Origin of the sequence: Pseudarthrobacter sp. fls2-241-R2A-127 (genome assembly GCF_030209355.1) — a bacterium.
Classification (GTDB): domain Bacteria; phylum Actinomycetota; class Actinomycetes; order Actinomycetales; family Micrococcaceae; genus Arthrobacter.
The window spans coordinates 167,205-189,165 of record NZ_JARVSF010000002.1; the positions used below are offsets into that span (position 1 = coordinate 167,205).

The following is a 21,961-nucleotide window of genomic DNA, read 5'->3' on the forward strand; positions in this document are numbered from 1 at the left end:
CCCCCGAGCCTAGGGGTTGACGCTGCGTCAAGGTCAAGGCGCCTGCCCGCTTACTTGGCCGGACCGTTTCGCGGTGTCCGGTGCCGGGCCTGGGCCACAAGCCGCGTGAAGGCAAAGACAAAGATGGATTCGAATATCAGCATGAGGCCCACCAGCAGCCACTGCTGCCGGGCGATGAACACGATGCAGCCGGTCAGGGCCAGGATGGTGCCCAAGGCCAGGGCGTAGACGGCAAAGCCTACGGCCACGCGGGCGCTGCGTACGCCGGTGCGGAAACCGAAGCCGTGGGGTTCGCCGCCGGGCTGTCCCGGGACGCGGTCGGGTGCGGCGGGTCCGAGCGAGTCGAACTCGACCCACGGATCCTTGTCCTGGTCCTGTCCGGTCATGGGTCAATTATTCCAAACCGGCAGTGCCACGGAGAAACAGTGCCACGAATAGACAGTGCCACGGAAAACACGGGCGGAAAAAACAGCGGCCCCTCCAACTTTCGTTGGAGAGGCCGCCGGACGGGGTCCCGGCTGTTGCCGGAGCCGCCGAAGACTTAGAGCGGGCGGATGTTCTCTGCCTGCGGACCCTTGGGGCCCTGGGTCACATCGAATTCGACCTTCTGGTTTTCGTCCAGTGAGCGGTAGCCGCTGCTGGCGATTGCCGAGTAGTGGGCGAATACGTCAGCGGACCCGTCATCGGGGGCAATGAAGCCAAAACCCTTTTCGGCGTTGAACCATTTAACTGTGCCTGTTGCCATGGCTGCATTCCTTCATGTGACTCTGATTCTCTCCCCGGAATCGTCCCGGGGTGCGCGGGAGTTAGTCCCCCACAGTCCCCAACGTACGGGGCTCAGGCCTCAGGTGCAAGGGTAGAGGCAATAATGTGCTGTCAACGCATCCCCTCACGGCGGATGGCGGTGGCAATTGCGGCCGCTCGGGTGTCTACTCCGAGCTTGGCGTAGATGTGTGCCAGGTGGGTTTTGACCGTGGCCTCGGAGATGAACAGCCGCTTGCCCAGCTCGCGGTTGCTCAACCCTTCGGTGAGCAGGCTCAGCAGCTCCGCTTCCCGCGGCGTCAGGACCTCATCAGGGTTGCGCAGCTGCTGGAACAGCCTGGAGGCCACCGGCGGGCTCATCACGCTCCTGCCCTGCACCGCGCCCCGGATGGCAGCGAAGATCTCCTCCGGTGCAGCATCTTTCAGCAGGTAGCCCATAGCCCCGGAATCAACAGCGCGGACAATGTCGGCGTCGGAGTCGTACGTGGTGAAAACCAGGACGGCCTGCCCGGTGCCGAGGTCACGGATCTGCCTGATGGCTTCTATCCCGTCCATGCCCTGGCCCATTGCAAGGTCCATCACCACTACCGCCGGGCCATGCGAACGAACCATCAGCAACGCCTCTTCGCCGGACGATGCCTCTGCTAGAACGTCCATATCGGGCTGTGTCGCAAGCAACGCCTGCAAGCCGCTCCTGACCACGAGGTGGTCGTCCACCAGCAGGACAGTAATGCCGGCCATCTACGCCCCCTCCAACGGCAGTTGTGCTGCCACGATGGTCCCCTCGCCCGGGGTGCTCTGTACCGAGAAGCTCCCGCCCAGTTGCTCCACCCGTTGCCGCATTGCCCGCAGGCCGTACCCACCGGATGCCGACGGCGGAGCTGTCGCCGCCGGGTCAAAGCCCGCGCCGTCGTCGTAAATGTCCAACGTCACGGCATCCGGAAGGAAACCCAGCGTTACCGTGGCCGCCGACGCCGCAGCGTGGAGCACGATGTTCGACGCCGCGCTTTGCACTACGCGCAGCAGGGCGTGGCGAACGTCAGGGGAAACCGGCCGTAGCTCACCAGTAACCAGCAGCGTGGTCCCGGGAACATACTGGCGGGCGGTGGCCAGCAGTGCCTCCTGCAGTGGAAGCGATTCTCACCCCGGAGAGGCGAGTTCGTGGACCAGGCTCCTGGTTTCTGCCAGGTTCGCGCGGAGCAGGTCGGTGGCCTGGCGAAGACGGTCCCGCGCGGCCGCAGCGGGCCATCCGCGGCCCGCTGCTTCGAGCAGGAGCAGGCTGCTGGCGAGCCCTTGGGTGACGGTGTCGTGTATTTCCCTGGACACCCGCTCCCGTTCGGCGATGGTTCCCGCGCGGCGCTCGCTGGCCGCGAGCTGACCTTGGGCCAGCGAAACTTCCGCGTTCAGGCGGCGCTGCTCGCCGGCGTCGGCCTGTATTCGGTCATAGATAAGCGTCAGCATGGTACCCACGGCCAGCGGACCCAGCAGCATGGCCACGTCCGTGCCGTTGCCGAGCCGGAATAAGCCGGCAGCCGTTGCCACGGTGATGGCCGCCGCCAGGATGTAGGAGACAGCACCCCGCAAGGCACTCCTGCAGAGGAAGAAGAGGGCAAAGGAACACCACGCGAAGCTTGGTGCCGCCACCACCAGGACCGCCCACACGCCAACCAACCCCACCACCCAGGTGACGCTGTGCCGGTCCCGCGCCGACAGCAAGGCCACGACGGCGTACAACAGGCTGGCGGCCGTGGCGAGTCCCAGCACCAGCACGTTGTCGGCCGGGGAGTGCCGCAGAACGTACCGCACTACGGAAGCCACGAGGAGCACCGCGAAGCCGAGGTGGACCGCGGACTCGATGCTGCCGAGTCGGTCTTTGGCATAGGGAAGCAGCGGACGGCGGGATCCGGCGTCCTGACCGGTGGCGGCCTGGGCTGGCCCGGTGTGCTGGGGGGTGGCTCTGGCGGGCATGCTGGATCCGGATCTGGTGGCGGGAAGTGCTGCCTTCCATGCTAGGGCTCACCGGTTGTCCCGTGCCTCAGCCTTTTGGCTGATATGGCCGGCCTTTCGTCGGAGCCGGGACCAGGCGAAGGCCCGATGGAAGGGCCGGTTCTTCCCGGAAATATGGAAACCGGCAACATGATCCCTCCCTGACCGAAGGAAATACCTTGAAGAAGTCCACCAAAGTCCTCGCCGCCGCAGCAGCCGCAGCCATCCTGGCCACGGCCGGAGCAACCGTAGCCGCCAATGCCGGTACCGGGCCGCTAAACGGTGCGGAAGCACCCGCCGTCGTACCGGCCGTTGATGTCCAGCCGGTTCCCGAAACGGTGGTCCAGCAAAACCGCATCACAGCCGGAGCGTCGGCCCAGGCCGTCACGGCCGCGCTCGCGAAGTGCCAGGCGGACAAGCTGCCCTTCGTCACTGTGGCAGTCGTTGACCGCTTCGGCACGGTACAAGCCGTTCTCCGGGGGGACAACGCCGCGGCCCACACCATTGAGGCTGCCAAGGAAAAGGCCTATACGGCGGCAGCCTTCGGCGCACCCACCAGCGACCTCGCCAAACGCGTCAATGGCAACGGGCCGTCCATCGCCGACCTGCCGGGCACCCTGTTCCTCGCGGGCGGGGTCCCGCTGAAGGTCAATGGTGTGTCCGTGGCCGGCATCGGCGTGGGCGGGGCCCCTGACGGCGCCTTGGACGAAGCCTGCGCGGCGGCCGGCGCGGAGGCCATCGCCGGTGCCGCGAAATAGGCTGGACGCATGAGGCCTGGAAGCACCAGGACCTTATCGCCGGCGCTGAGGGACTCAACGACGTCCTGCAGCTGACGCTGGCCGCCGGCGCAGACGGCACCAGCATCAACCGCTACGGCGGGACGGCGTTGATCCCCGCCAGCGAACACGGCCATGTGGACACGGTGAGGATCCTCATCGCGGCGGGTGTGCCCGTCAACCATGTGAACAATCTGGGCTGGACGGCCATGCAGGAAGCCATCCTGCTCAACGACGGCGGCCCCCGCCAGCAGGAGGTGGTGCGGTTGCTTCTCGATGCGGGCGCAGACCCCGGAATCCGCGACCCGGAAGGCCGGACGGCGCTGCAGAACGCCGAGCGGCTCGGTTATCCAGAGATAGCCGCCGTGATCCGCGGCCAGGGTTAGCCCGTCGGCGTGCCGGATCGCCGGGTTTCCCCACCTTTGCCGGATAACGACGGCGGCGCGCCGCACTTTTGGTGCGACGCGCCGCCGTCGAGCATGGAAGCCGCGGAGGTTCAGCGGCCCCTCAGCTCAGACGGCTTCCAGCACGCTGACGTAGTTGGCGATGCCTACGCCGCCCATGTTCTGGACGGCTGCGCGGCGGGGGTTGTTGAGTTGCATGGCGCCCGCGGTGCCGGTGAGTTGCATGGCGGCGATGACGTGCTGGGAGACGCCGGTGGCGCCGACGGGGTGGCCTTTGGCTTTGAGGCCGCCGGAAACGTTGACCGGGAGTTTGCCGTCCTTGTACACCCAGCCTTCCTGGAGGGCCCTGGCGCCTTGGCCGGGTTCGGTGAGTCCCATGGCCTCGTACATGAGCAGTTCGGCGATGGTGAAGCAGTCGTGGACTTCGGCGAGGTCCAGGTCGTCGAGTCCGACGCCGGCCATCGCCAGGGCGCGCTGCCACGAGACGCGGGTGGCCTCGAACGCGGTGGGGTCCCGGCGTGCTGCGGGGAAGAAGTCGTTGGCGTGTCCGAAGCCGGCCAGCCGGACCGGGGCGGTGGCACCGCCGGTGGGGGAGGTGGACAGCACGACGGCGGCGGCACCGTCCGAGACGGGGGAACAGTCGGTGCGGCGCAGCGGGTCGGCCACCATGGGGTTCTTGTCCGAAACGGTCCGGCAGAACTCCTCGCCGAGGTCCTTGCGGAGCTGGGCGTACGGGTTGTCCACGCCGTTGCGGTGGTTCTTGGCGGCGATGGTGCCCAGCACGTCACCGAGGTTCCCGTCGGTGTCGTAGCGCTTGGCGTAGTGCCTGGCGACTTCGGCGAAGAGCCCGGTGAAGCCGGTGGTGGAGGGCTTGCCGGCCATGTCGTAGTCGGCTCCGAGCAGGCCGGCGCCCACCACGTCCGCCCCGGCGTGGGTCATCTTCTCTGCGCCGATCACCAGGACGGTCTTCGCGGTGCCGGCGAGCAGCGACTTGGTGCCCTGCTGGAACGCGGCCGAACCCGAGGCGCAGGCGTTCTCCACGCGGGTGGCCGGGACGTTGGCCAGGTCCGGTGAGACCTGCAGGGCCAGCGAGGACGGGAAGGCCAGCGGCATCATGCCGGAGTTGAACTGGCCCACGTAAACCTCGTCGATCTGGCCCGGCTCAATGCCGGCGGTGCTGATGGCGTCCGTGGCCACCTGGACGATCAGGGATTCGAGGGTGTCGTCGGCGAGCTTGCCGAACCTGCTGTGTCCCCAGCCGGTGATCAGGACATCCTTGCCGAACTGTTCCTTCAGGCTCATGCTGCCACTTCCTCATTCTCGAGCCGGACCTCGAAGCCGGCGTCGGTTTTTTCGCGGATTTCCTCTTCGGTGACCCCCGGGGCCAGGCGGGTCAGCGTGAGCTGCCGGCCGCCGTCGTCGTCTTTCACCAGGTCAAAGACGGCGAGGTCGCTGATGATCCGGTCCACGCAGCAGAGCCCGGTCAACGGGAGGGTGCATTCGCGCACGATCTTGGCCGTGCCGTCCTTGGCGTTGTGCTCGGTCAGGACCACAACCCGGGGTGTGCCGGCCACCAGGTCCATGGCCCCGCCCATGCCCTTGACCATCTTGCCCGGGATGGTCCAGTTGGCAAGGTCGCCGTTGCCGGAGACCTGCATGGCGCCCAGGATGGCCACCTTGACGTGCCCGCCACGGATCATCCCGAACGACGTGGCCGAATCGAAGATGCTGCCGCCGGGCAGGACCGTGACGGTCTGCTTGCCGGCGTTGATGAGGTCCGCGTCCTCGTCGCCCTCGTACGGGAACGGCCCCATGCCCAGCAGCCCGTTCTCGCTCTGCAGGATCACCCGCACGCCCTCGGGCAGGTTGTTGGCCACGAGCGTGGGGATGCCGATCCCCAGGTTCACGTAGTCGCCGTCATTCAGTTCCTCGGCCGCGATCGCGGCCATCTCATCCCTGGACCATGCCATGGCGAAACTCCTTTTTCTTTCTCGCAAAACTCGGGTGTCTGGGGTCAGTTGGGTATTACCGGCGGCACGAATCCGAACGTCATTCCCAGCAGCCAGGCCAACAGCAGCACCACCGGGAGGTGGAACAGGAACTGCTGGAACGTGAAGCCCACCAGGTCCCGGGCGCGCAGGCCCAGGACCGCCAGCAGGGGCAGCATGAAGAACGGGTTCACGAGGTTGGGCAGTGCCTCGGCCATGTTGTAGATCTGAACGGTCCAGCCCAGGTTCATGTTGACGTCCGTCGCGGACTGCATGACGTAAGGCGCCTCCACCAGCCACTTGCCGCCGCCGGAGGGCACCAACATGCCCAGGAGGGCGGTGTAGACCGCGATGATGACTGCGAACGCCCCATTGCCGCCGATGCTGGTGAAGAAGTGTGCCAGGTGCTCGGACACTGAGAGCCCGCCGGCGCCCGTCGCCTTGGTGAGGATGGCTGCCATTGCGGCATAGAGCGGGAACTGGACCAGGATTCCGGCTGTTGCAGGCACGGCCTTGGTCACAGACTGCAGGAACTTACGCGGCGTACCGTGCAGCACCAGCCCCAGCATCAGGAAGACCAGGAGGTATCCGTTCAGCGAACTGACCACGCTCAGGATGGGCAGGGTCAGCAACTGTGACACCAGCCAGCCCAGGGTCAGTACCCCGGCCAGGATGGGCAGGACCCGGCTGTATTCAAGCCATTCGCCCGGCCGGGACTTTTCGGCAGGCGGTTCAGGCTGGTCGTCGAGGTCGACGCCGAGATCGGCCGCCGTCTTCACCGCAGCCCCGGTAGGGGCTGAGAAGTGGGCGATGACCGTGGTGAGCAGCATCAGGATGACGAGCGTCAGCAGCGACTGCCAGGTGAAGATGGTGGTGCCGAAATCCAGGACGCCGGTGATCTTCAGGAGCGCCGGCGGAATGGACGCCTTGGTTGCCTGGAGCTGGGCCGCGGAGGAGGACATGCCCAGCGCCCAGACAGCGCCCAGACCCATGAACGCCGCCGCGCCGAGCGCCCGGTAATCGACTCGAAGGTCCCCTCGGCGGGCCACCCCACGGGCCAGGAGCCCGCCGAAGATCAGGCTCAGGCCCCAGTTGACGAAGGACACCGACATGGACATGACGGCGACAAAGCTGACGGCGGACCGCGCGGAGCCGGGAACCTGGGCCAGGCGCTCGATCAGCCGGGCCACCGGGGGTGAGGTAGCGACGACATAGCCGGTGAGGACAACCATTGACATCTGCAGGGTGAAGGCGGTGAGGTCCCAGAATCCGTTTCCGAAGGAATCCACCACGGCTTTGGGTGAAGCACCTGCCGCCAAGGCTGCGACGGCCACGAGCAGGACGCCTGCCAGGGCAAAGATGTACGCGTCCGGGAACCATTTCTGTGTCCATCCGGCCAGCTTCTCCGCCATCCGGGCAAGGCCCTTCTGGCGGACGTCCAGGGCATCGGGCTGTGTGACAGTCATGTTTTACGCCCCGCTCAAACTGCCAGTGCTTCGGCACCGGCAGCCGCAGTGCGCTGCCGGACGGTCCGCTGCTCGATGTCCTTCACCCGGGCGGTGGCCTGAACCAGCCGCTGGACAAAGACACCGGGGGTGACGATGTGGTTCGGGTCCAGTTCGCCAGGTGTGACGATGACCTCGGCCTCGGCGATGGTAAGGACCCCTGCGGTGGCCACTACCGGGTTGAAGTTCCGGGCAGTGAAGCGGTAGGTGAGGTTGCCGTCCGTGTCCGCGGTGTGGGCGCGGACCAGGGCGATATCGGCTTTGATGGCGCGCTCCTGGACGAAAGTTTCGCCGTCGAACTCCTCGTGCGGCTTGCCCTCGGCCACCAAGGTGCCCACGCCCGTCTTGGTGTAGAACGCGGGGATGCCCGCTCCGGCGGCGCGGAGGCGTTCTGCCAGGGTGCCCTGCGGGGTGAACTCAACCTCGAGTTTCCCTGCGAGGTACTGCTCCGCGAAGAGTTTGTTTTCGCCAACGTAGGAGGCGATGACCTTGCGGACCTGGCCGGCCTCGATGAGGACGCCCAGGCCCTTGCCGTCCACCCCCATGTTGTTCGAGACGACGGTAAGGTCCTTCACGCCGGAGTCGCGCACGGCTTCGATCAGGTCAGCGGGGATGCCGCTCAGGCCAAAGCCGCCGACGGCGAGGGTCATCCCGTCCTGCAGCGCGCCTTCCAGGGCTGCGGTGGCAGAAGGCTGGAGTTTGTTCATGGCGTCTCCTCGTTGAGCACGAAAGCGTCCACTTAGTGGACGGCTGGGATCTGAGTTTGGAGACTACGGGCGGCTGGCCACAGGTGTCAAGAATCACACTTAGTTGTCGTACAGTATGGACATCAGGAAAGAAACTATCCATATTGTGGACATAAGGAGAGCTTTTATGGCTGCCGCCCCCGTTCAGGGCGCCCAAGTGGTTGCGCGCATTGCAGGGCTGCTGCGGTTGGTGGGACGCAGTGCCGACGGGATGCCCTTGACGGGCCTGGTCCGGGAGTCGGGACTTACCCGTCCCACGGTCCACCGGCTCCTGACCTCCCTCGCTGCGGAGGGCCTGCTGGACCACGACTCCGTCACGGGCAACTGGGTCCTTGGCCCCGAGGTGCTGCTGATGGGATCGGTCGCATCGGCTCGCTTTCCGCTGGAGGACATCGCGCGGCCCAGCCTCCGGCGGCTGGCCGAGGCCACCGGTGAGAGTGCCTTCTTTTCGATCCGCCGCGGTGCTGAGACGGTCTGCCTGCTGCGCGAGGAGGGAAGCTTCCCTGTGCGTTCCTTCGTCCTGCATGAGGGCGTGCGGTTCCCACTGGGGGTCGCATCAGCCGGCACTGCCATCCTGGCCTTCCTGCCGGAAAGCGAGCAGGAAGAACTGCTGGGCCGCTGGGCTGGCCATGCAGGGGCATTTGCGGCGAACCACACAGCGGCGCTGGTCCGGGAGAACCTTGCCCGCACGCGGCTGGCCGGTTTCTCGGTGAACCCCGGCTTGGTCCTCGAGGGAAGCTGGGGGATGGGCGCTGCGGTGTTCGACCGTTCCGGGAAGCCGGCCTGGGCCTTGTCATTGACCGGGATCGAACCGCGCTTCAAGCCGGAACGGCAGGACGAACTGGGCGGCCTGCTGATGGCAGAGGCGCACAGGATTACGCAACAGCTGGGCGGGGGTGCGGACGGCGGGCGCCGTGCACGCTGAGCTGCCACGGCTGCGCCGGGGTACGACGACGGCGGGTCCACCTGTTCGGTGACACCCGCCGTCGTACCCCAAAAGTTGGGAGTTCCTGCCTACAGCCCGGTGCGGCTCTCCGCCGGGACCTGGTCTTTCCACCAGGTGTCAAAGATGGTCACCGGCACCGTGCGCTTGTGCCGGGTGCGGAGGAACCTCTGTTCGATCGATTCGGCTACAGCTTCGGGAACGTCGCGGCCCTCGAGGTAGTCGTCGATCTGGTCGTAGCTGATACCGAGTTCGTCTTCGTCCGTGCGGCCCGGCCGGTCATCGAGCAGGTCGGCGGTAGGCACTTTCTCCCAGATGCGGGCCGGTGCTCCGAGCTCGGCCAGGAGGGCCCTGTTCTGCCGCTTATTGAGGCCGAACAGGGGAAGAATGTCCGCGCCGCCGTCGCCGTACTTGGTGAAGAATCCGGTCACGGATTCGGCGCCGTGGTCGGTGCCGATCACCAGGTAGTTGAATTCCCCTGCCAAGGCGTACTGGGCGATCATGCGGGTGCGTGCCTTGGTGTTGCCCTTGTGGAAGTCGGAAATCTCAGAGCCCACCGTCTTTTCGAACTCGTCCTCAAAGCCGTCCACCGCAGCGGAGATATTGAAGGTCCACTCGGTCTTGGCCTTGATGAAGTCCAGGGCTGCCTGCGCGTCCTCCTCATCATGCTGCACGCCGTAGGGCAGGCGCACGGCCACGAAGTTCGCTTCCACACCCTCGGCCTGGAGTTCCTCCACCGCCAGCTGCGCAAGGCGCCCGGCCAAGGATGAATCCAGGCCGCCGGAAATGCCCAGGACGAAGCCTTTGGTATGCGTTGCCTTGAGGTATTCCTTGAGGAAAGTGACGCGCTTGCGCACCTCCCCTGCGGGGTCGATCCGGGGCAGAACGCCCATTTCATCAATGATCTTGGCCTGGAGTTCGCGCATGTGGTCCAGCCTAGCCAGCGCTGTCAACAACCCTCAACTGTTCCAGGCGCGCGGCACCCGGCGTAGCGTAACTCCATGGAGCGTACGGGGTGTGTGGTGGTGGGCGGCGGCCCGGCGGGGATGATGCTCGGCCTCCTCCTGGCCAGGGCCGGGGTGGACGTGGCCGTCCTGGAGAAACACGGCGATTTCCTGCGGGATTTCCGCGGCGACACGGTGCATGCTTCCACGATTCGGCTGATGGACGAGCTGGGTTTGGGCCCCGGATTCCGCGCCCTGCCGCAGAGCCGCCTGCAGAATGTGGCATTCCCGGTGCCGGGCGCCGGCCTGGTTACCCTGGCTGACTTCGACTCCCTGAAACCCCCGTACAACTACGTGGCCATGATGCCGCAGTGGGACTTCCTGGATTTCCTTGCCTTTGCCGCCAAGGCGGAACCGACGTTCACGCTGCTGATGGAAAGCGAAGCCACGGGCTTGGTGTTCGACGACGACGGCCGCGTCACCGGGGTGCGCTTCCGCTCCGCCGGTGGTGCCGCAGCCGGCGGGGAGCAGGTGATTCAAGCCGATGTGGTGGTGGCGGCAGACGGCCGGCATTCGGTGTTGCGCCGGGCCGCGGGGCTGTCCCCGAAGGAGTATCCGGTGCCGTTTGATGTGTGGTGGTTCAAACTTCCGCGCCGTGCCTCCGGAGGTGCCGGGGTGGCAGGGGTGGTCCCGGCGTTCGGTGACCGGGAAGCGATGATCGCCCTGAACCGCAGCGACTACTACCAGATGGGCTATCTCGCCCCGAAAGGGGCGGACGCCAGGATCCGGGCTGAGGGTGTGGAACGGTTCCGCCGGCGTGTGGCCACGCTCCGCCCCGACCTGGCGGACAGCGTCGGCTCGATCAGCAGCGTGGAGGACCTGCACTGGCTGGATGTCAGGCTGAACCGGCTGCACCGGTGGTATGCCGACGGTTTCCTGTGCATCGGGGACGCCGCGCACGCCATGTCCCCTGCCGACGGCGTGGGCATCAACCTCGCCATCCAGGACGCCGTGGCCGCGGCGAAGCGGCTCGCGCCGGACCTGCGCCGCGGACAGGTGCGCACCGCCACCCTTGCTGCGGTCCAGCACCGCCGCTGGATGCCCACCGTGGTGGTGCAAACGGTGCAGCGGATCATGCACCGGGCCCTGTTTGTTCCGTTGTTCGCCGGGAAGTTTCCCGCCACTGACGCCGGGAGCGCCGCTGCAGACACGTCCAGGCTCCGCCGGGTGCTGGTGTTCGTTATTCGTCACAATCCCCTGATGAGGCGGCTCCTGCCCCGGCTCATCGCTTTCGGCCCACGTCCGGAGCACGCGCCAGGCTTTGCCCGCCCGCTCACCCACTAAACTGGAGCCCATGACTTCGCCCACTCACACTGCGCCCGACGCTGCAGCTGCCCGCGCCCGACTGCTCGAACTGATCAAGGAGCTCGCCGTTGTCCGCGGCAAGGTGATCCTTTCCAGCGGGGCCGAGGCCGACTACTACATCGACCTGCGCAGGATCACCCTGCACCACGAAGCTTCCAAGCTGGTGGGCCAGGTGATGTTGGCCTTGGCGGACGACGCCGGGATCGATTTTGAGTGCGCAGGGGGCCTCACCATGGGCGCAGATCCCGTCGGTACGGCGGTGATGCACGCCGCGGTGGACGCAGGCCGGCCCATTGACGCTTTCGTGGTCCGCAAAGCCCAGAAGTCCTACGGCATGGGCCGCCAAGTGGAAGGCCCGTCCGTCGAAGGACGCAAGGTACTGGTCCTGGAGGATACGTCCACCACCGGAGGATCTGCGCTGACGGCAGTGGAAGGCGTCCGGAAGGCCGGGGGGAACGTGGTGGCCGTGGCTGTCATCGTTGACCGGGACACCGGCGCCAAGGAAAAGATCGAGGCCGAAACGGGCGTTCCCTACCTGTTTGCGTTCGGCAAGGACGAGCTGGGCCTCGCTTAGCCGGACGGCGCAGGCGCGGGGGGCCTGGGCGTGCTAACCGCAGAGCAGTGTCTTTTGGCACTTGGACGGCCCGTCCGGGCTGACTTATGATTTGCCTTAAACGACTAGAGTCCTCGGAGACCATGCCCTTGCTCCCCCCAATCCAGCCCCTGAGCGCTACCGACCAGGTCCAGAACCTGATCCTGGAAAGCGCCGATTTTGAGGACTTCCTCAACGAACTGGCGCGGTTTTCCGCGCACCAGATGGCAGGCGACGGCGACGACGCCCTGTGCGGCATCACGCTGCTCCGTGACCGAAAAGCAGCCACCATCGGCTGGAGCAGCCAGTCGGCCCGGGAAGTGGATGAAATCCAGTACTCCCTGTCCCAGGGGCCGTGCCTCACAGCGGCCAAGGAAGAACGTGAAGTCTACGTTCCGGACCTGTTCCAGGAAGACCGGTGGGGCCCGGACTACGCCACTGCTGTTGCGTCCCACGGGCTGCGCTCAGTGCTTTCACTGCCCTTCAACCTGCAGGGAGAGGCCAAGGCTGCCCTGAACCTGTACTCCGATGTGCCGCACAAGTTCGATGGCCGTGCTGCGGCCAGGGCGCGGGACTTCACCAGGGAAATTTCGCAGGCAATGCGCCTCGCGGTCAGGTTCTCGCTGCACGCGGACAGCGCCACCAACCTCCGCGCCACGCTCGAATCGCGGACCATCATCGACATCGCCATCGGCATTGTCATGGCGCAAAACCGCTGCAGCCAGGCGGCCGCCGTCGAAATCCTCACGGAGGCGTCCAGCAACAGCAACACCAAGCTGCGGGACATCGCCAGGTCCCTGGTGGATTCCGTCGGCGGGGCGGGCGCGCACACCCACTACCAGGAGCCGGGCAGCATCAGGCCGGACCAGAGCGCCTGAGGGACAGCTTGTGCGGGGCTCCTGCTGGAGGTTACGCTTGCGGAGGTTGAGCCGTCGGCCATAGAACCTCTTTTGGAGTACCTATGGACCGCGCGCTTGACGCACTTGTTGACCTCGATGTCTCTGCCGACATCGTCCGGATTGAAGTCCGGGGAACCCTTCGCCATGACACCCGTACGGAACTCGTCCACATTATTCGGCGGGTCCGGCGGATGGGCCTGCGCTGCCGCATCTGCGTTGATCTTTCCCAGGCTGCACTCATTGAATCATCGGCGCTCGCCGGGTTGCGCAGCGACCTGAACGCCATGGACACCAACACCCTGCCGGGACTTCCCTCTGCCGGGGTGTCCCTCCAGCTTGTATCCGCCAGTTACGACCGGAACACGGACGGCTCTTCGACCACCCAACCGCTCCTCATGGATGACGACGTCACCGAGCTGTTTACCGGTGCCGGTGATTTTGCCGAGGGACTCCCGCAGTTGCCGGTAATTTTCTTCGAAGTTCTGTACGGCCGCGCGCTGGCCGAGTATTCGGACGAAGAACTGCTCAATGCCAGCGATTCCGTCTTCGCCCTGCTGGACAATCCGCAGGCGTTCGACGGCGCGGACCTGCTGGGGCGCTACAACGACATCGGCCTGGAAATCATCCGCCGGCAGCAGAAGCCCCAGGCTCCGTTCCCGGCCACGGAGGGCCAGGCGGCAAGCTGACCGCCGCGTCACGGAATGGTTACGTACCGCTCCTTGCGGCGTTTACTTCAGGTGTGCTTACGGTAGGGGTGTGCCGTATGAGGGGGAGACAGGTCCGCAGAACCGGCGCGGGGTCCCCCAGGCCCGGCTGCTGGCGGAGGCTGCTGCCCTCAAGCGCTTTTCCCGCCGGACGTTCCTCGCCGGTGCCGGGGCGTCCGGATTGCTCGCTGCCGACATGCTGCTGACCCGTGAAGTGCAGTCGCAGCGCCAAACCACAAAAATCCTGCCTGTTGCGGATGATTTCGCCGACGCCTACTACCCGGACGCCTGCTGGTTCCTGTTTCCCGGGTACAAAACCAGCTGGGAAGAGGCCCAGTGGATCCTCAACACCCTCCGCGGGTCGCTGAACAAGCGTGCCCGGCTCGCCGCCGTCGGCTATTCCAACCTGGGGCTCGACGTCACCGAGGTGGTCAGTGCGATCTCCGAGTACGCCGCGGTAGAGAAGATCACCAAGCTGTTCTTCTACGGCCACAGCTTCGGCGGCATGCTGGCCACCCAAGTGGCCGCCCGGCTCCTTGCTGTGGCAGGCATCCAAGTGCAGTTCATCGTGCTGGACTCAAGCCCCTACAGTGCGCATGACGTCCTGGACCAGAGCTGGTTCGACGGCGTGGTGTTCCTGTACGAGCGCGGCTTCAGGTTCCCGTCCACCCTCCGCGGAGGCTACGAGCTGGGGGAGCGGATCATCCACAAGGACGAACGGAGCTGGCGCCAGATCCTGGACCAGACGCTTGAGCAACTTTCGCCGATCGCCCCGTCCAGCGTGCTGATCCAAACCGAGTCTGCGTACATTTACCACTTCGAGGGCGGCCAGTTCGCGGGGCAGCTGGGAACCGCGAAGATGGCCTATCTCGGCAACCCCAAGGACCAGACCGTTGACTACGAAACGGCCTCGGAGACGTGGGCGGTGGCGTTCAAGGACAACATGGTCTCCAGCGGCCTGCAAACCATCGGAGCGGCGCCGGCCCACGCCAGCCCCGGGTGGAATCCGCAGATCTACCGGCCCCTCCTGACGGAGCTGCTGGATGAGTACTTCCCGTTGCCCCGGGGCGGCTCCCGGGTGAGTATCTTCTAGATCTGGTTCTTCAGGTCTGCCACCGAGTTCAGCACCTGGTTGGGCCGGAACGGGTAGGCGGCGATGTCGTCCTTGTGCGTGATGCCGCTGAGGACCAGGACGGTGTGCAGGCCTGCCTCCATGCCGGCGATGATGTCCGTGTCCATCCGGTCCCCGATCATGGCGGTGGTTTCGGAGTGGGCGTCGATCTGGTTCATCGCGGACCGGAACATCATCGGGTTTGGCTTGCCCACAATGTAGGGCTCGCGGCCGGTGGCCTTGGTGATCAGGGCGGCAATGGCACCGGTGGCGGGCATGGGGCCGTCCTTGGAAGGGCCGGTGGCATCCGGGTTGGTGGCAATGAACCGGGCGCCGGCCAGGATCAGGCGGATGGCGGTGGTTATCGCCTCAAAACTGTAGGTGCGCGTCTCGCCCAGCACCACGAAGTCCGGATTCTGGTCGGTGAGGATGAAGCCCGCCTCGTGCAGCGCCGTCGTCAGCCCTGCCTCGCCGATAGTGTAGGCGCGGTTTCCGGATTCCGAGCCGCGCACCTGGTCCTTCAGGAACTGTGCCGTGGCCAGCGCCGAGGTCCAGATGTTTTCCTCCGGGATCTCCAAGCCGGAGGAGCGCAGGCGGGCGGCGAGGTCGCGCGGGGTGAAGATCGAGTTGTTGGTCAGCACCAGGAACCGTTTGGATGTATCCACCCAGCGCTGGATCAGCTCGGCAGCGCCTGGAATAGGCTGGTTCTCGTGGACCAGGACGCCGTCCATGTCCGTCAGCCAGCATTCAATTTCCTGGCCGTTGCGGTAAACCGCGGGGTTTCCTGCTGCCTGGACTTCTTCTGCCACGTCTACCTCCACCGGTGATGAATGCTCCAGTGGTCCAGTCTAGTGTTGAAGGGTGAACCAAACGCCCGGGATGACAGACGAACCCAACCACGAGCCCGGGGATGCCGGACCCGCCAAGGCGGAGGTCGGCGTCGGGCCCTGGGAGGGTGAATTGCCGGCAGGCGACCACTGGGATCCGGACCTCCTGGCGGACGGGGACCGGCGCAACGTCCTGGACAAGTACCGTTACTGGAAACACGAGGCGATTGTCGCCGAGCTGGACTCCCGGCGGCACAACTTCCACGTGGCCATCGAAAACTGGCAGCACGACCTGAACATCGGCACGGTGGTGCGCACGGCCAACGCCTTCCTCGCCAAAGAGGTCCACATCATCGGCCGACGGCGGTGGAACCGGCGCGGCGCCATGGTCACCGACCGCTACCAGCACGTGCGCCACCACGCGACTGTGGAGGACTTCGTCCAGTGGGCGCAGGGGGAGGGGCTGGCGATCATCGGGATCGACATCTTCCCCGACTCTGTCCCCCTGGAAACCTACGAACTCCCGCGGGACTGCGTGCTGGTCTTTGGCCAGGAAGGTCCGGGGCTAACGCCGGAGGTCCACCAGGCCGCCGTTGCCACCTTGTCCATCGAGCAGTTTGGCTCCACCCGGTCCATCAATGCCGCGTCCGCAGCCGCCATCGCCATGCACGCCTGGGTCCGCCGCCACGTCTTCGGCCAGCACGTCTGAGTATTACCGACCGGTGACCCGAAACACCCTGCCTGCCAGGGAATGGCTAGGATGGTGCCAAGCCGTAAGCGGTCTACTTGAGGGTCATCCACCCACAGACGAAACTCAGCAGAGGAGCCAGCATGCCCATTGCAACCCCAGAGATCTACGCCGAGATGATCGACCGCGCGAAGGCCGGCGGATTCGCCTTCCCCGCCGTCAACGTCACGTCCTCGCAGACGCTGAACGCCGCGCTCCGTGGCTTCGCCGAGGCCGAGTCCGACGGCATCGTGCAGGTTTCCACCGGCGGTGCTGCCTACTGGTCCGGCGCCTCCACCAAGGACATGGTTGCCGGTTCCCTGGGCTTCGCGGCCTTCGCCCGCGAAGTAGCCAAGAACTACGGCGTCAACATCGCCCTGCACACGGACCACTGCCCCAAGGACAAGCTGGACGGCTTCGTCCTGCCCCTGCTGGCAGCCTCGGAAGCAGAGGTCAAAGCCGGCCGCAACCCGCTGTTCAACTCCCACATGTGGGACGGCTCCGCCGAAACCCTGCAGGAGAACCTGAAGATCGCCCGCGACCTGCTGGCCCGCACCGTTGCCGCCAAGATGATCCTCGAGGTGGAGATCGGCACCGTCGGCGGCGAGGAAGACGGCGTCGAGAACGCCATCAATGACAAGCTCTACACCACGGTGGAAGACGCCCTGGCCACCATCGACGCCCTGGGCGCCGGCGAGAACGGCCGCTACATCACGGCCCTGACCTTCGGCAACGTCCACGGCGTCTACAAGCCCGGCGGCGTCAAGCTGCGCCCGGAGATCCTCAAGGACATCCAGGCGCAGGTTGGCGCCAAGATCGGCAAGGACAACCCGTTCGACCTCGTGTTCCACGGCGGCTCCGGATCCTCGGACCAGGAAATCGCCGACGCCGTCTCCTACGGCGTGATCAAGATGAACATCGACACCGACACCCAGTACGCCTACACCCGTCCGGTGGCGGACCACATGTTCAAGAACTACGACGGCGTCCTGAAGGTCGACGGCGAAGTGGGCAACAAGAAGACCTACGATCCCCGCGTCTGGGGCGCCTCCGCCGAAGCCGGCCTGGCCGCCCGCGTCGTGGAAGCCACCAAGCAGCTCGGTTCGGCCGGAAAGACCTTCTAAATGTCGGATGAGTTCCGCAAGAACCTGATGGGGCCGGAGCCCACGCTCCTGCCTGCCGAGACTGAGGTCAACGGGCAGCTGGAAGCCGGCCACGAGGCCCTGGACCTGGTGGAAAAGCACCCCACGTCCTCGCTGCTGTGGGCCATCCTGGCTGAGGAAGCGTGGAGCGAGGGCCGTACCATCGACTCCTACGCTTACGCCCGGGTGGGCTATCACCGCGGACTGGACGCGTTGCGCCGCAACGGCTGGCGCGGCGTGGGGCCCATCCCGTGGGAGCACGAGCCAAACCGCGGGTTCCTGCGTGCGCTCTACTCGCTGGGCCGGGCCTCATCGGCCATCGGCGAAGCTGACGAGCCGGAGCGGATCGAAAAGTTCCTCAACGACTCTGACCCCACGGCGAAGGCAGCCATCGAGGCGAGCTAACAGCGTGGGCGGATGAACCAGGCCGCGGCGCTTAAATGACGACGGCGGGTGGCCACCTTTGGAAGGTGGGGCGGTTTCTAGGGGTCGTTGCAACACCTCTTGGTTAGGTGGTTAGTAGTAAATCACGTAAACGCTCGGCTGGAGTCTTCCAGCCGAGCGTTTTGCGTGGGCGGCCGTTGAGTTCCTGGGCGACGTGTTCGAGGTCTTCGGGTCCGTAGACGGACAGATCGGTTCCTTTGGGGAAGTACTGTCGCAGCAGCCCATTGGTGTTCTCGTTCGAGCCGCGCTGCCAGGGACTTGCGGGGTCGCAGAAGTAGACCTGCATGTCGGTGGCCAGGGTGAAGCATTTGTGGGCTGCCATTTCCGCTCCCTGGTCCCAGGTCAGGGAACCACGCAGGTGTGCCGGCAGGGTGGACATGGTCTTGATGAGGCCGTCACGGACGGTTTCTGCGGTGTGGTCGTCCTGAAGGTGGACGAGCATGACGTAGCGGGTGGTGCGTTCGACCAGGGTCCCTATCGCGGACTGGTTGTGGGCGCCGGTGATGAGATCACCTTCCCAATGGCCGGGGACGGCGCGGTCCTCGATTTCGGGCGGCCGATCGGAAATCATAGTCATGGGGTCCACGAACCGGGGAGTGCGTTGTTCCCCGGTTCGGTGAGGTTTGCGGCGGGCCCGGCCGCTGCGCAGGGCTGCCTGGATCTCGCGTTTCAGTCCGCCTCTGGCCTGGATGTACAGGGCTTGGTAAATCGTCTCTGGGCTCACGCGCATCTCCGGGTTGTCGGGGAACTCTTCGACCAGCGTGTGGCTGATCTGTTCCGGAGACCAGCGTAGGAGCAGCTTGTCCTTCACATACTCACGCAGCGAGGACTCAGCGGCGAGTTTAGCCGTCTTGGGCCGGGCTCGCCGGGCAGCGGCTTTGCGATGTGCACCGTGGGGCAGGTAGCCCATCCGGGGATCCGTATTCCGGGCCAGTTCCCTGCTGACCGTTGAGGGCGACCGCCCCAGGGTATGGGCTATCGCCCTAATCGATGATCCCGCGGTCTGCAGGTCCCGGATCAGCTCCCGCTCATGGACGTTGAGGTATCGCGGGTCAAGGCGCTTCTCCAGGGCAGATACCGGGACCGGTTTGGTTCCGGCCGTCCCGCCGGGCCGGGTCATGGTGGTCACCCCATTGTTGTAGTCCACCGTCCTGCCGCCAGGGTAAATTCTGCCGTTCCGAGTCCTGCGGACACCCGTGTCCCACTCGTCGGCAGTTGTACGGTGAATGCCCAGCGTCCTGGCCGCCTCTCGGCGCGAGAAACCTGCATGACGAAGCCGGAAGAAATCCTCCCGGGTAGGCATTTCTGAACGCTTCCGGGCCAAGCCAGCCTTCTGTATCCACCGATAACAGGTATTCCGGTTCAGTCCGACCTCAGCCGCAGCGTCGGTCGCATTTCCAAGCCGCTCAAACGCCCGGAAGAACTGCTCCATCTGCTCAGCTGTCGCCCTCGCATACTTCCTTGACTTAGACGAAGGATCGCTTAAATGCGGCACGGTCGTTGCAACTCCCAAAATTAATGGGTGTTGCAACGACCGCTAGAACTCAAGTGGCCACCCGCCGTCGTCGGTTGCGGGGCCGGTGGTTGCGCCCGTCGAAACCTGGTTTGACGGGTGCAGCCGGTGCCCGGTTACCCGTTGTTGGCGATGCCCGTGCGTGCCATGGCGTCAGCGTAAGCCGTGCGCATGTCCTCGAGGAACTCTTCCTGGCGGGCCGGGGAACCAGCGAAGGCGCGTCCGCTCAGGGAACGGACCTTGTAGGTCTTCAGGCCTCGGCGCCACAGCAGCGGGACTTCGGTTTTCAGCAGCAGGTTGGCCAGGCGGTTCGCCTCCGTGCCGTGCGCCACGATCACCGAGGCTCGCGGGACGAGGGCCAGGAACTTCAGCAGCGGCTTCAGGCCGGCCTGCACCTGGTCCGGGGTGAATTTTCCGTTGGCCTCACCGGGGACGTGCCACGGGTGGACGTTCCAAGGCATCACGAATTCCGGGCGGAGGCCCAGCTTCCACTGGATGCCCAGCATGCGGGTCGCGGCGTCCTGGTCGCCGGCGGTGATGAAACCGGACTGGTCCATCTCGCCAATGTTGGAGAACAGGCTGATGATGCGGCATTCCTCGACATCGTGCATGGGGTCCACATAGGGCACCACGGTTCCGGGCTTCGCCTCCTGCAGGGAATCACACAGCTCGTTGACAGCGGAAACGCTGGGTTCGTAGCGGCGGCTCATGAGCTGTTCGTGGAATGTTTCGGGGGCCAGTGCGGTCATGAAGGGCTGGTTCTCCTGCGGGGATTGATGTTGCGTCCACCACTGAAAATGGGCGCACGGCGGCGCAAATGATCAACGGTGGTTAGTTGGGGTGGGCCGATTCCGGGTCGGCCTCTGCCAGTTTACCAAGCCCGGGGAAACGAAACGCCGGTCCGGTGCACCTCATTCCTGGCGCACGGGACCGGCGGTCATTTCCCGGACCGGGCGGACTGCTACCAGAGGCGCTTGGTGGCCCGGCGGGCACCCTCGCCCAGCGCCTCAAGTTTGGCGAACGCGATCTGCGGGTGGACCCGGCCGCCCAAGCCGCAGTCCGTGGATGCGATGACGTTCTCGCGTCCCACCAATTCGGCGAACCGGACAATCCGGTCCGCGACGAGGTCCGGGTGCTCCACGACGTTGGTGGCGTGCGACACGACGCCCGGGATGATGACCTTGCCCTCGGGGAGCTTGGTGTCCTCCCAAACCCGCCATTCGTGTTCGTGCCGGACATTGGCCGCCTCGAAGGAGTAGGCGCCGGCGTTGACCTGCAGGACGGAGCCGATGATGTCCGCGAACGGGATGTCTGTGGTGTGCGGACCGTGCCAGGAGCCCCAGCAAACATGGAGCCGGATCTGTTCCCGCGGAAGGTCCCGCAAGGCCCAGTTGGTGGCCTCCACGCGCAGCTGGATGAACTTCAGGTAGTCCTCGAGGGACGGCTCCGGATTGATCTGGTCCCAGCTTTCGGCCAAGGACGGATCGTCGAGCTGGACCGTCAGTCCGGCGTCGATGATGGCTTGGTATTCCTCGCGCATGGCATCGGCGCAGGCGTAGAGGAGTTCCTCGTCAGTCTTGTAGAACTCGTTGGCTACGCGGGCACAGGAACCGGGGGACAGGGACGCGACGAATCCGTCTTTGAGCCCTGCCGCCTCGAGCCCGGTCTTCAGGTTCTTGATGTCCGAGGCCACCAGGTCATGGCCGGTGTAGGTGAGGGGCCCGGCGATCTTCGGCTGGGACACACTCTTCCGGTGCGCCAGGATCCCGGACGATGGATCGTTGTACGCCTCGTTGAACGCCTGCCGGTCCCGCCGGTCGGGGAAGGACGTCAGCACGACGTTTCCGGGCGAGGAACGCCGGACCCCGGCCTCTGCCCACGGTCCACGTTGGTTGGCTCCAGGCCGCCGAGCCGGGCGAAGGAGTAGTTCCACCAGGCCCCGTAGTCCACCGAGCTGGACATCGTGTGCCCGTACTCGCCGTCGTTGGGGACGTCGATGCCGAGGTCCTTCTGGCGCTGGACGACGTCCACCACGGAGGCCTCCAGCAGGTCCAGGAACTCGGGGGTGATCCCGTCCGCTTCCTTCGCCTCGTTGGCTGCGATCAGCTCGGGCGTGCGGGGCAACGAGCCGGCGTGGGTAGCCCGGATGTGGTCGGAGTTCAGGGGCATGCTGGAGTTTTCCTTTCCATCGGTACTGGCAGTAGCACCTTCGGGACAGGCACACGGCCTGCCTGCGCGGGTTGCTGCGGCGTCGCTGAGCCAGGTCTCTCAGCCGCTCCGGATGGTCCACTCCTACCAAATTCCACCGGCTCGCAGCAGGGCAAATCGGTTTCACAATGTGGCTCGGCACACTTCTACTGTCGGGCCGGTAAATTACCGGTCGTCGTAATTTTTCTCTTCCGTTCGGGAACCTTTTAGATTTACCAGCCGTTATTGGCATTGTTTGAAGAGATTCTTTCAGGCATTAAATACAAACTGGCATTAATTGATGGCAGTCCACATTCTTGCTTGGATTTTGTCGCACCCTGCGATGGGGGACATGGCGGCTGGACCCACTCCATGCATCAACTAAGACCCCAACTA

The 21,961-nt window shown here is 65.4% G+C and carries 21 protein-coding genes, 3 pseudogenes and 1 riboswitch; of the genes and pseudogenes, 11 read left to right on the forward strand and 13 right to left on the reverse strand.

Translation table 11 applies throughout. The features are described from left to right. Positions 1-50 precede the first annotated feature (50 nt). The 4 genes and pseudogenes from QRN53_RS00835 to QRN53_RS00850 all read right to left on the reverse strand — a co-directional run bounded on the left by QRN53_RS00835 (position 51) and on the right by QRN53_RS00850 (position 2,730). Positions 51-386: a hypothetical protein gene (locus tag QRN53_RS00835; protein WP_285242136.1), complete on the reverse strand. Its 336-nt coding sequence runs from the start codon at positions 384-386 to the stop codon at positions 51-53. Between the two features lie 155 nt (positions 387-541). Then, positions 542-745, reverse strand: coding sequence for a cold-shock protein (locus QRN53_RS00840; protein WP_013599688.1), 204 nt, complete (start codon positions 743-745; stop codon positions 542-544). Positions 746-876: 131 nt separating this feature from the next. Further along, positions 877-1,503, reverse strand: coding sequence for a response regulator (locus tag QRN53_RS00845; protein ID WP_285242137.1), 627 nt, complete (start codon positions 1,501-1,503; stop codon positions 877-879). Then, positions 1,504-2,730, reverse strand: a pseudogene (locus QRN53_RS00850) (sensor histidine kinase). Positions 2,731-2,927: 197 nt separating this feature from the next. Here QRN53_RS00850 and QRN53_RS00855 point away from each other — a divergent pair. Both QRN53_RS00855 and QRN53_RS00860 read left to right on the forward strand, forming a co-directional pair. After that, positions 2,928-3,506 carry a GlcG/HbpS family heme-binding protein gene (locus QRN53_RS00855; protein WP_285242138.1) on the forward strand — a complete coding sequence of 193 codons (579 nt, stop codon included), beginning with the start codon at positions 2,928-2,930 and terminating at the stop codon, positions 3,504-3,506. A gap of 32 nt (positions 3,507-3,538) precedes the next feature. Continuing rightward, positions 3,539-3,910, forward strand: a pseudogene (locus tag QRN53_RS00860) (ankyrin repeat domain-containing protein); the annotation flags it as partial. Between the two features lie 126 nt (positions 3,911-4,036). On the opposite strand, the gene QRN53_RS00865 reads toward QRN53_RS00860, so the two are convergent. The 4 genes from QRN53_RS00865 to QRN53_RS00880 are packed head-to-tail and all read right to left on the reverse strand — an operon-like array spanning position 4,037 to position 8,128. Next, on the reverse strand, positions 4,037-5,230 hold the full coding sequence (locus tag QRN53_RS00865; RefSeq protein WP_285242139.1) for an acetyl-CoA acetyltransferase: 1,194 nt from the start codon (positions 5,228-5,230) through the stop codon (positions 4,037-4,039). Then, positions 5,227-5,898 carry a CoA transferase subunit B gene (locus QRN53_RS00870; protein WP_285242140.1) on the reverse strand — a complete coding sequence of 224 codons (672 nt, stop codon included), beginning with the start codon at positions 5,896-5,898 and terminating at the stop codon, positions 5,227-5,229. Before QRN53_RS00870 ends, QRN53_RS00865 begins: the two co-directional genes overlap by 4 nt. A 44-nt stretch (positions 5,899-5,942) precedes the next feature. Continuing rightward, positions 5,943-7,382, reverse strand: coding sequence for a short-chain fatty acid transporter (locus QRN53_RS00875; RefSeq protein ID WP_285242141.1), 1,440 nt, complete (start codon positions 7,380-7,382; stop codon positions 5,943-5,945). 14 nt (positions 7,383-7,396) lie between these two features. Continuing rightward, positions 7,397-8,128, reverse strand: a complete 732-nt coding sequence (locus QRN53_RS00880; protein WP_285242142.1) for a CoA transferase subunit A — start codon at positions 8,126-8,128, stop codon at positions 7,397-7,399. Between the two features lie 166 nt (positions 8,129-8,294). Between QRN53_RS00880 and QRN53_RS00885 the strand changes: the two genes are divergently transcribed. Beyond that, positions 8,295-9,092 (forward strand): IclR family transcriptional regulator, encoded by a 798-nt coding sequence (locus QRN53_RS00885; protein ID WP_285242143.1) that lies wholly within the window; start codon positions 8,295-8,297, stop codon positions 9,090-9,092. Positions 9,093-9,181: 89 nt separating this feature from the next. Here QRN53_RS00885 and nadE read toward each other — a convergent pair whose 3' ends face one another. Further along, on the reverse strand, positions 9,182-10,036 hold the full coding sequence (gene nadE, locus QRN53_RS00890) for an NAD(+) synthase (protein ID WP_285242144.1): 855 nt from the start codon (positions 10,034-10,036) through the stop codon (positions 9,182-9,184). A 75-nt stretch (positions 10,037-10,111) separates the two neighbouring features. Between nadE and QRN53_RS00895 the strand changes: the two genes are divergently transcribed. From QRN53_RS00895 to QRN53_RS00915, 5 genes are all read left to right on the forward strand, one after another. Next, the gene (locus QRN53_RS00895; RefSeq protein WP_285242145.1) at positions 10,112-11,398 is read left to right on the forward strand and encodes an FAD-dependent oxidoreductase; all 1,287 of its coding nucleotides are present in this window, start codon (positions 10,112-10,114) and stop codon (positions 11,396-11,398) included. Between the two features lie 10 nt (positions 11,399-11,408). After that, the gene (pyrE, locus tag QRN53_RS00900) at positions 11,409-11,993 is read left to right on the forward strand and encodes an orotate phosphoribosyltransferase (protein ID WP_285242146.1); all 585 of its coding nucleotides are present in this window, start codon (positions 11,409-11,411) and stop codon (positions 11,991-11,993) included. Between the two features lie 122 nt (positions 11,994-12,115). Beyond that, entirely contained in the window at positions 12,116-12,889 is a 774-nt protein-coding gene (locus QRN53_RS00905) for a GAF and ANTAR domain-containing protein (protein WP_285242147.1), read from the forward strand. Between the two features lie 83 nt (positions 12,890-12,972). After that, complete coding sequence (locus QRN53_RS00910; RefSeq protein WP_285242148.1) at positions 12,973-13,596, forward strand: hypothetical protein; 624 nt, start codon at positions 12,973-12,975, stop codon at positions 13,594-13,596. Between the two features lie 70 nt (positions 13,597-13,666). Beyond that, positions 13,667-14,707, forward strand: a complete 1,041-nt coding sequence (locus QRN53_RS00915; RefSeq protein WP_285242149.1) for an alpha/beta hydrolase — start codon at positions 13,667-13,669, stop codon at positions 14,705-14,707. Here QRN53_RS00915 and QRN53_RS00920 read toward each other — a convergent pair. Beyond that, on the reverse strand, positions 14,704-15,546 hold the full coding sequence (locus QRN53_RS00920; RefSeq protein WP_285242150.1) for an HAD-IIA family hydrolase: 843 nt from the start codon (positions 15,544-15,546) through the stop codon (positions 14,704-14,706). The genes QRN53_RS00915 and QRN53_RS00920 overlap by 4 nt on opposite strands. Before the next feature lie 58 nt (positions 15,547-15,604). Between QRN53_RS00920 and QRN53_RS00925 the strand changes: the two genes are divergently transcribed. The 3 genes from QRN53_RS00925 (at position 15,605) to QRN53_RS00935 (ending at position 17,826) form a co-directional block, all read left to right on the forward strand. Further along, positions 15,605-16,261: a TrmH family RNA methyltransferase gene (locus QRN53_RS00925; protein WP_285242151.1), complete on the forward strand. Its 657-nt coding sequence runs from the start codon at positions 15,605-15,607 to the stop codon at positions 16,259-16,261. A gap of 122 nt (positions 16,262-16,383) precedes the next feature. Continuing rightward, positions 16,384-17,403, forward strand: a complete 1,020-nt coding sequence (gene fbaA / locus QRN53_RS00930) for a class II fructose-bisphosphate aldolase (protein WP_285242152.1) — start codon at positions 16,384-16,386, stop codon at positions 17,401-17,403. Continuing rightward, positions 17,404-17,826, forward strand: coding sequence for a DUF3151 domain-containing protein (locus tag QRN53_RS00935; protein WP_285242153.1), 423 nt, complete (start codon positions 17,404-17,406; stop codon positions 17,824-17,826). Between the two features lie 103 nt (positions 17,827-17,929). Here the strand turns inward: QRN53_RS00935 and QRN53_RS00940 are convergent, their stop codons facing one another. The 3 genes and pseudogenes from QRN53_RS00940 to QRN53_RS00950 form a co-directional block, all read right to left on the reverse strand. Further along, a complete protein-coding gene (locus QRN53_RS00940; RefSeq protein ID WP_502934804.1) occupies positions 17,930-19,168 on the reverse strand; it encodes an IS30 family transposase in 1,239 nt (412 codons plus the stop codon). A gap of 326 nt (positions 19,169-19,494) precedes the next feature. Continuing rightward, complete coding sequence (locus tag QRN53_RS00945; RefSeq protein ID WP_285242154.1) at positions 19,495-20,127, reverse strand: uracil-DNA glycosylase family protein; 633 nt, start codon at positions 20,125-20,127, stop codon at positions 19,495-19,497. 212 nt (positions 20,128-20,339) lie between these two features. Then, positions 20,340-21,547 (reverse strand): annotated as a pseudogene (locus tag QRN53_RS00950) (cobalamin-independent methionine synthase II family protein). Between the two features lie 13 nt (positions 21,548-21,560). Next, a riboswitch (SAM riboswitch) is annotated at positions 21,561-21,666 on the reverse strand. Positions 21,667-21,961 lie beyond the last annotated feature (295 nt).

Bases quoted from the DNA above. Each gene is read 5' to 3' on its own strand.
- QRN53_RS00835 (WP_285242136.1), bottom strand. From the start codon at position 386: ATGACCGGACAGGACCAGGACAAGGATCCGTGGGTCGAGTTCGACTCG.
- QRN53_RS00840 (WP_013599688.1), bottom strand. From the start codon at position 745: ATGGCAACAGGCACAGTTAAATGGTTCAACGCCGAAAAGGGTTTTGGC.
- QRN53_RS00845 (WP_285242137.1), bottom strand. From the start codon at position 1,503: ATGGCCGGCATTACTGTCCTGCTGGTGGACGACCACCTCGTGGTCAGG.
- QRN53_RS00865 (WP_285242139.1), bottom strand. From the start codon at position 5,230: ATGAGCCTGAAGGAACAGTTCGGCAAGGATGTCCTGATCACCGGCTGG.
- QRN53_RS00870 (WP_285242140.1), bottom strand. From the start codon at position 5,898: ATGGCATGGTCCAGGGATGAGATGGCCGCGATCGCGGCCGAGGAACTG.
- QRN53_RS00875 (WP_285242141.1), bottom strand. From the start codon at position 7,382: ATGACTGTCACACAGCCCGATGCCCTGGACGTCCGCCAGAAGGGCCTT.
- QRN53_RS00880 (WP_285242142.1), bottom strand. From the start codon at position 8,128: ATGAACAAACTCCAGCCTTCTGCCACCGCAGCCCTGGAAGGCGCGCTG.
- QRN53_RS00885 (WP_285242143.1), top strand. From the start codon at position 8,295: ATGGCTGCCGCCCCCGTTCAGGGCGCCCAAGTGGTTGCGCGCATTGCA.
- nadE (WP_285242144.1), bottom strand. From the start codon at position 10,036: ATGCGCGAACTCCAGGCCAAGATCATTGATGAAATGGGCGTTCTGCCC.
- QRN53_RS00895 (WP_285242145.1), top strand. From the start codon at position 10,112: ATGGAGCGTACGGGGTGTGTGGTGGTGGGCGGCGGCCCGGCGGGGATG.
- pyrE (WP_285242146.1), top strand. From the start codon at position 11,409: ATGACTTCGCCCACTCACACTGCGCCCGACGCTGCAGCTGCCCGCGCC.
- QRN53_RS00905 (WP_285242147.1), top strand. From the start codon at position 12,116: ATGCCCTTGCTCCCCCCAATCCAGCCCCTGAGCGCTACCGACCAGGTC.
- QRN53_RS00910 (WP_285242148.1), top strand. From the start codon at position 12,973: ATGGACCGCGCGCTTGACGCACTTGTTGACCTCGATGTCTCTGCCGAC.
- QRN53_RS00925 (WP_285242151.1), top strand. From the start codon at position 15,605: ATGACAGACGAACCCAACCACGAGCCCGGGGATGCCGGACCCGCCAAG.
- fbaA (WP_285242152.1), top strand. From the start codon at position 16,384: ATGCCCATTGCAACCCCAGAGATCTACGCCGAGATGATCGACCGCGCG.
- QRN53_RS00935 (WP_285242153.1), top strand. From the start codon at position 17,404: ATGTCGGATGAGTTCCGCAAGAACCTGATGGGGCCGGAGCCCACGCTC.
- QRN53_RS00940 (WP_502934804.1), bottom strand. From the start codon at position 19,168: ATGCCTACCCGGGAGGATTTCTTCCGGCTTCGTCATGCAGGTTTCTCG.
- QRN53_RS00945 (WP_285242154.1), bottom strand. From the start codon at position 20,127: ATGACCGCACTGGCCCCCGAAACATTCCACGAACAGCTCATGAGCCGC.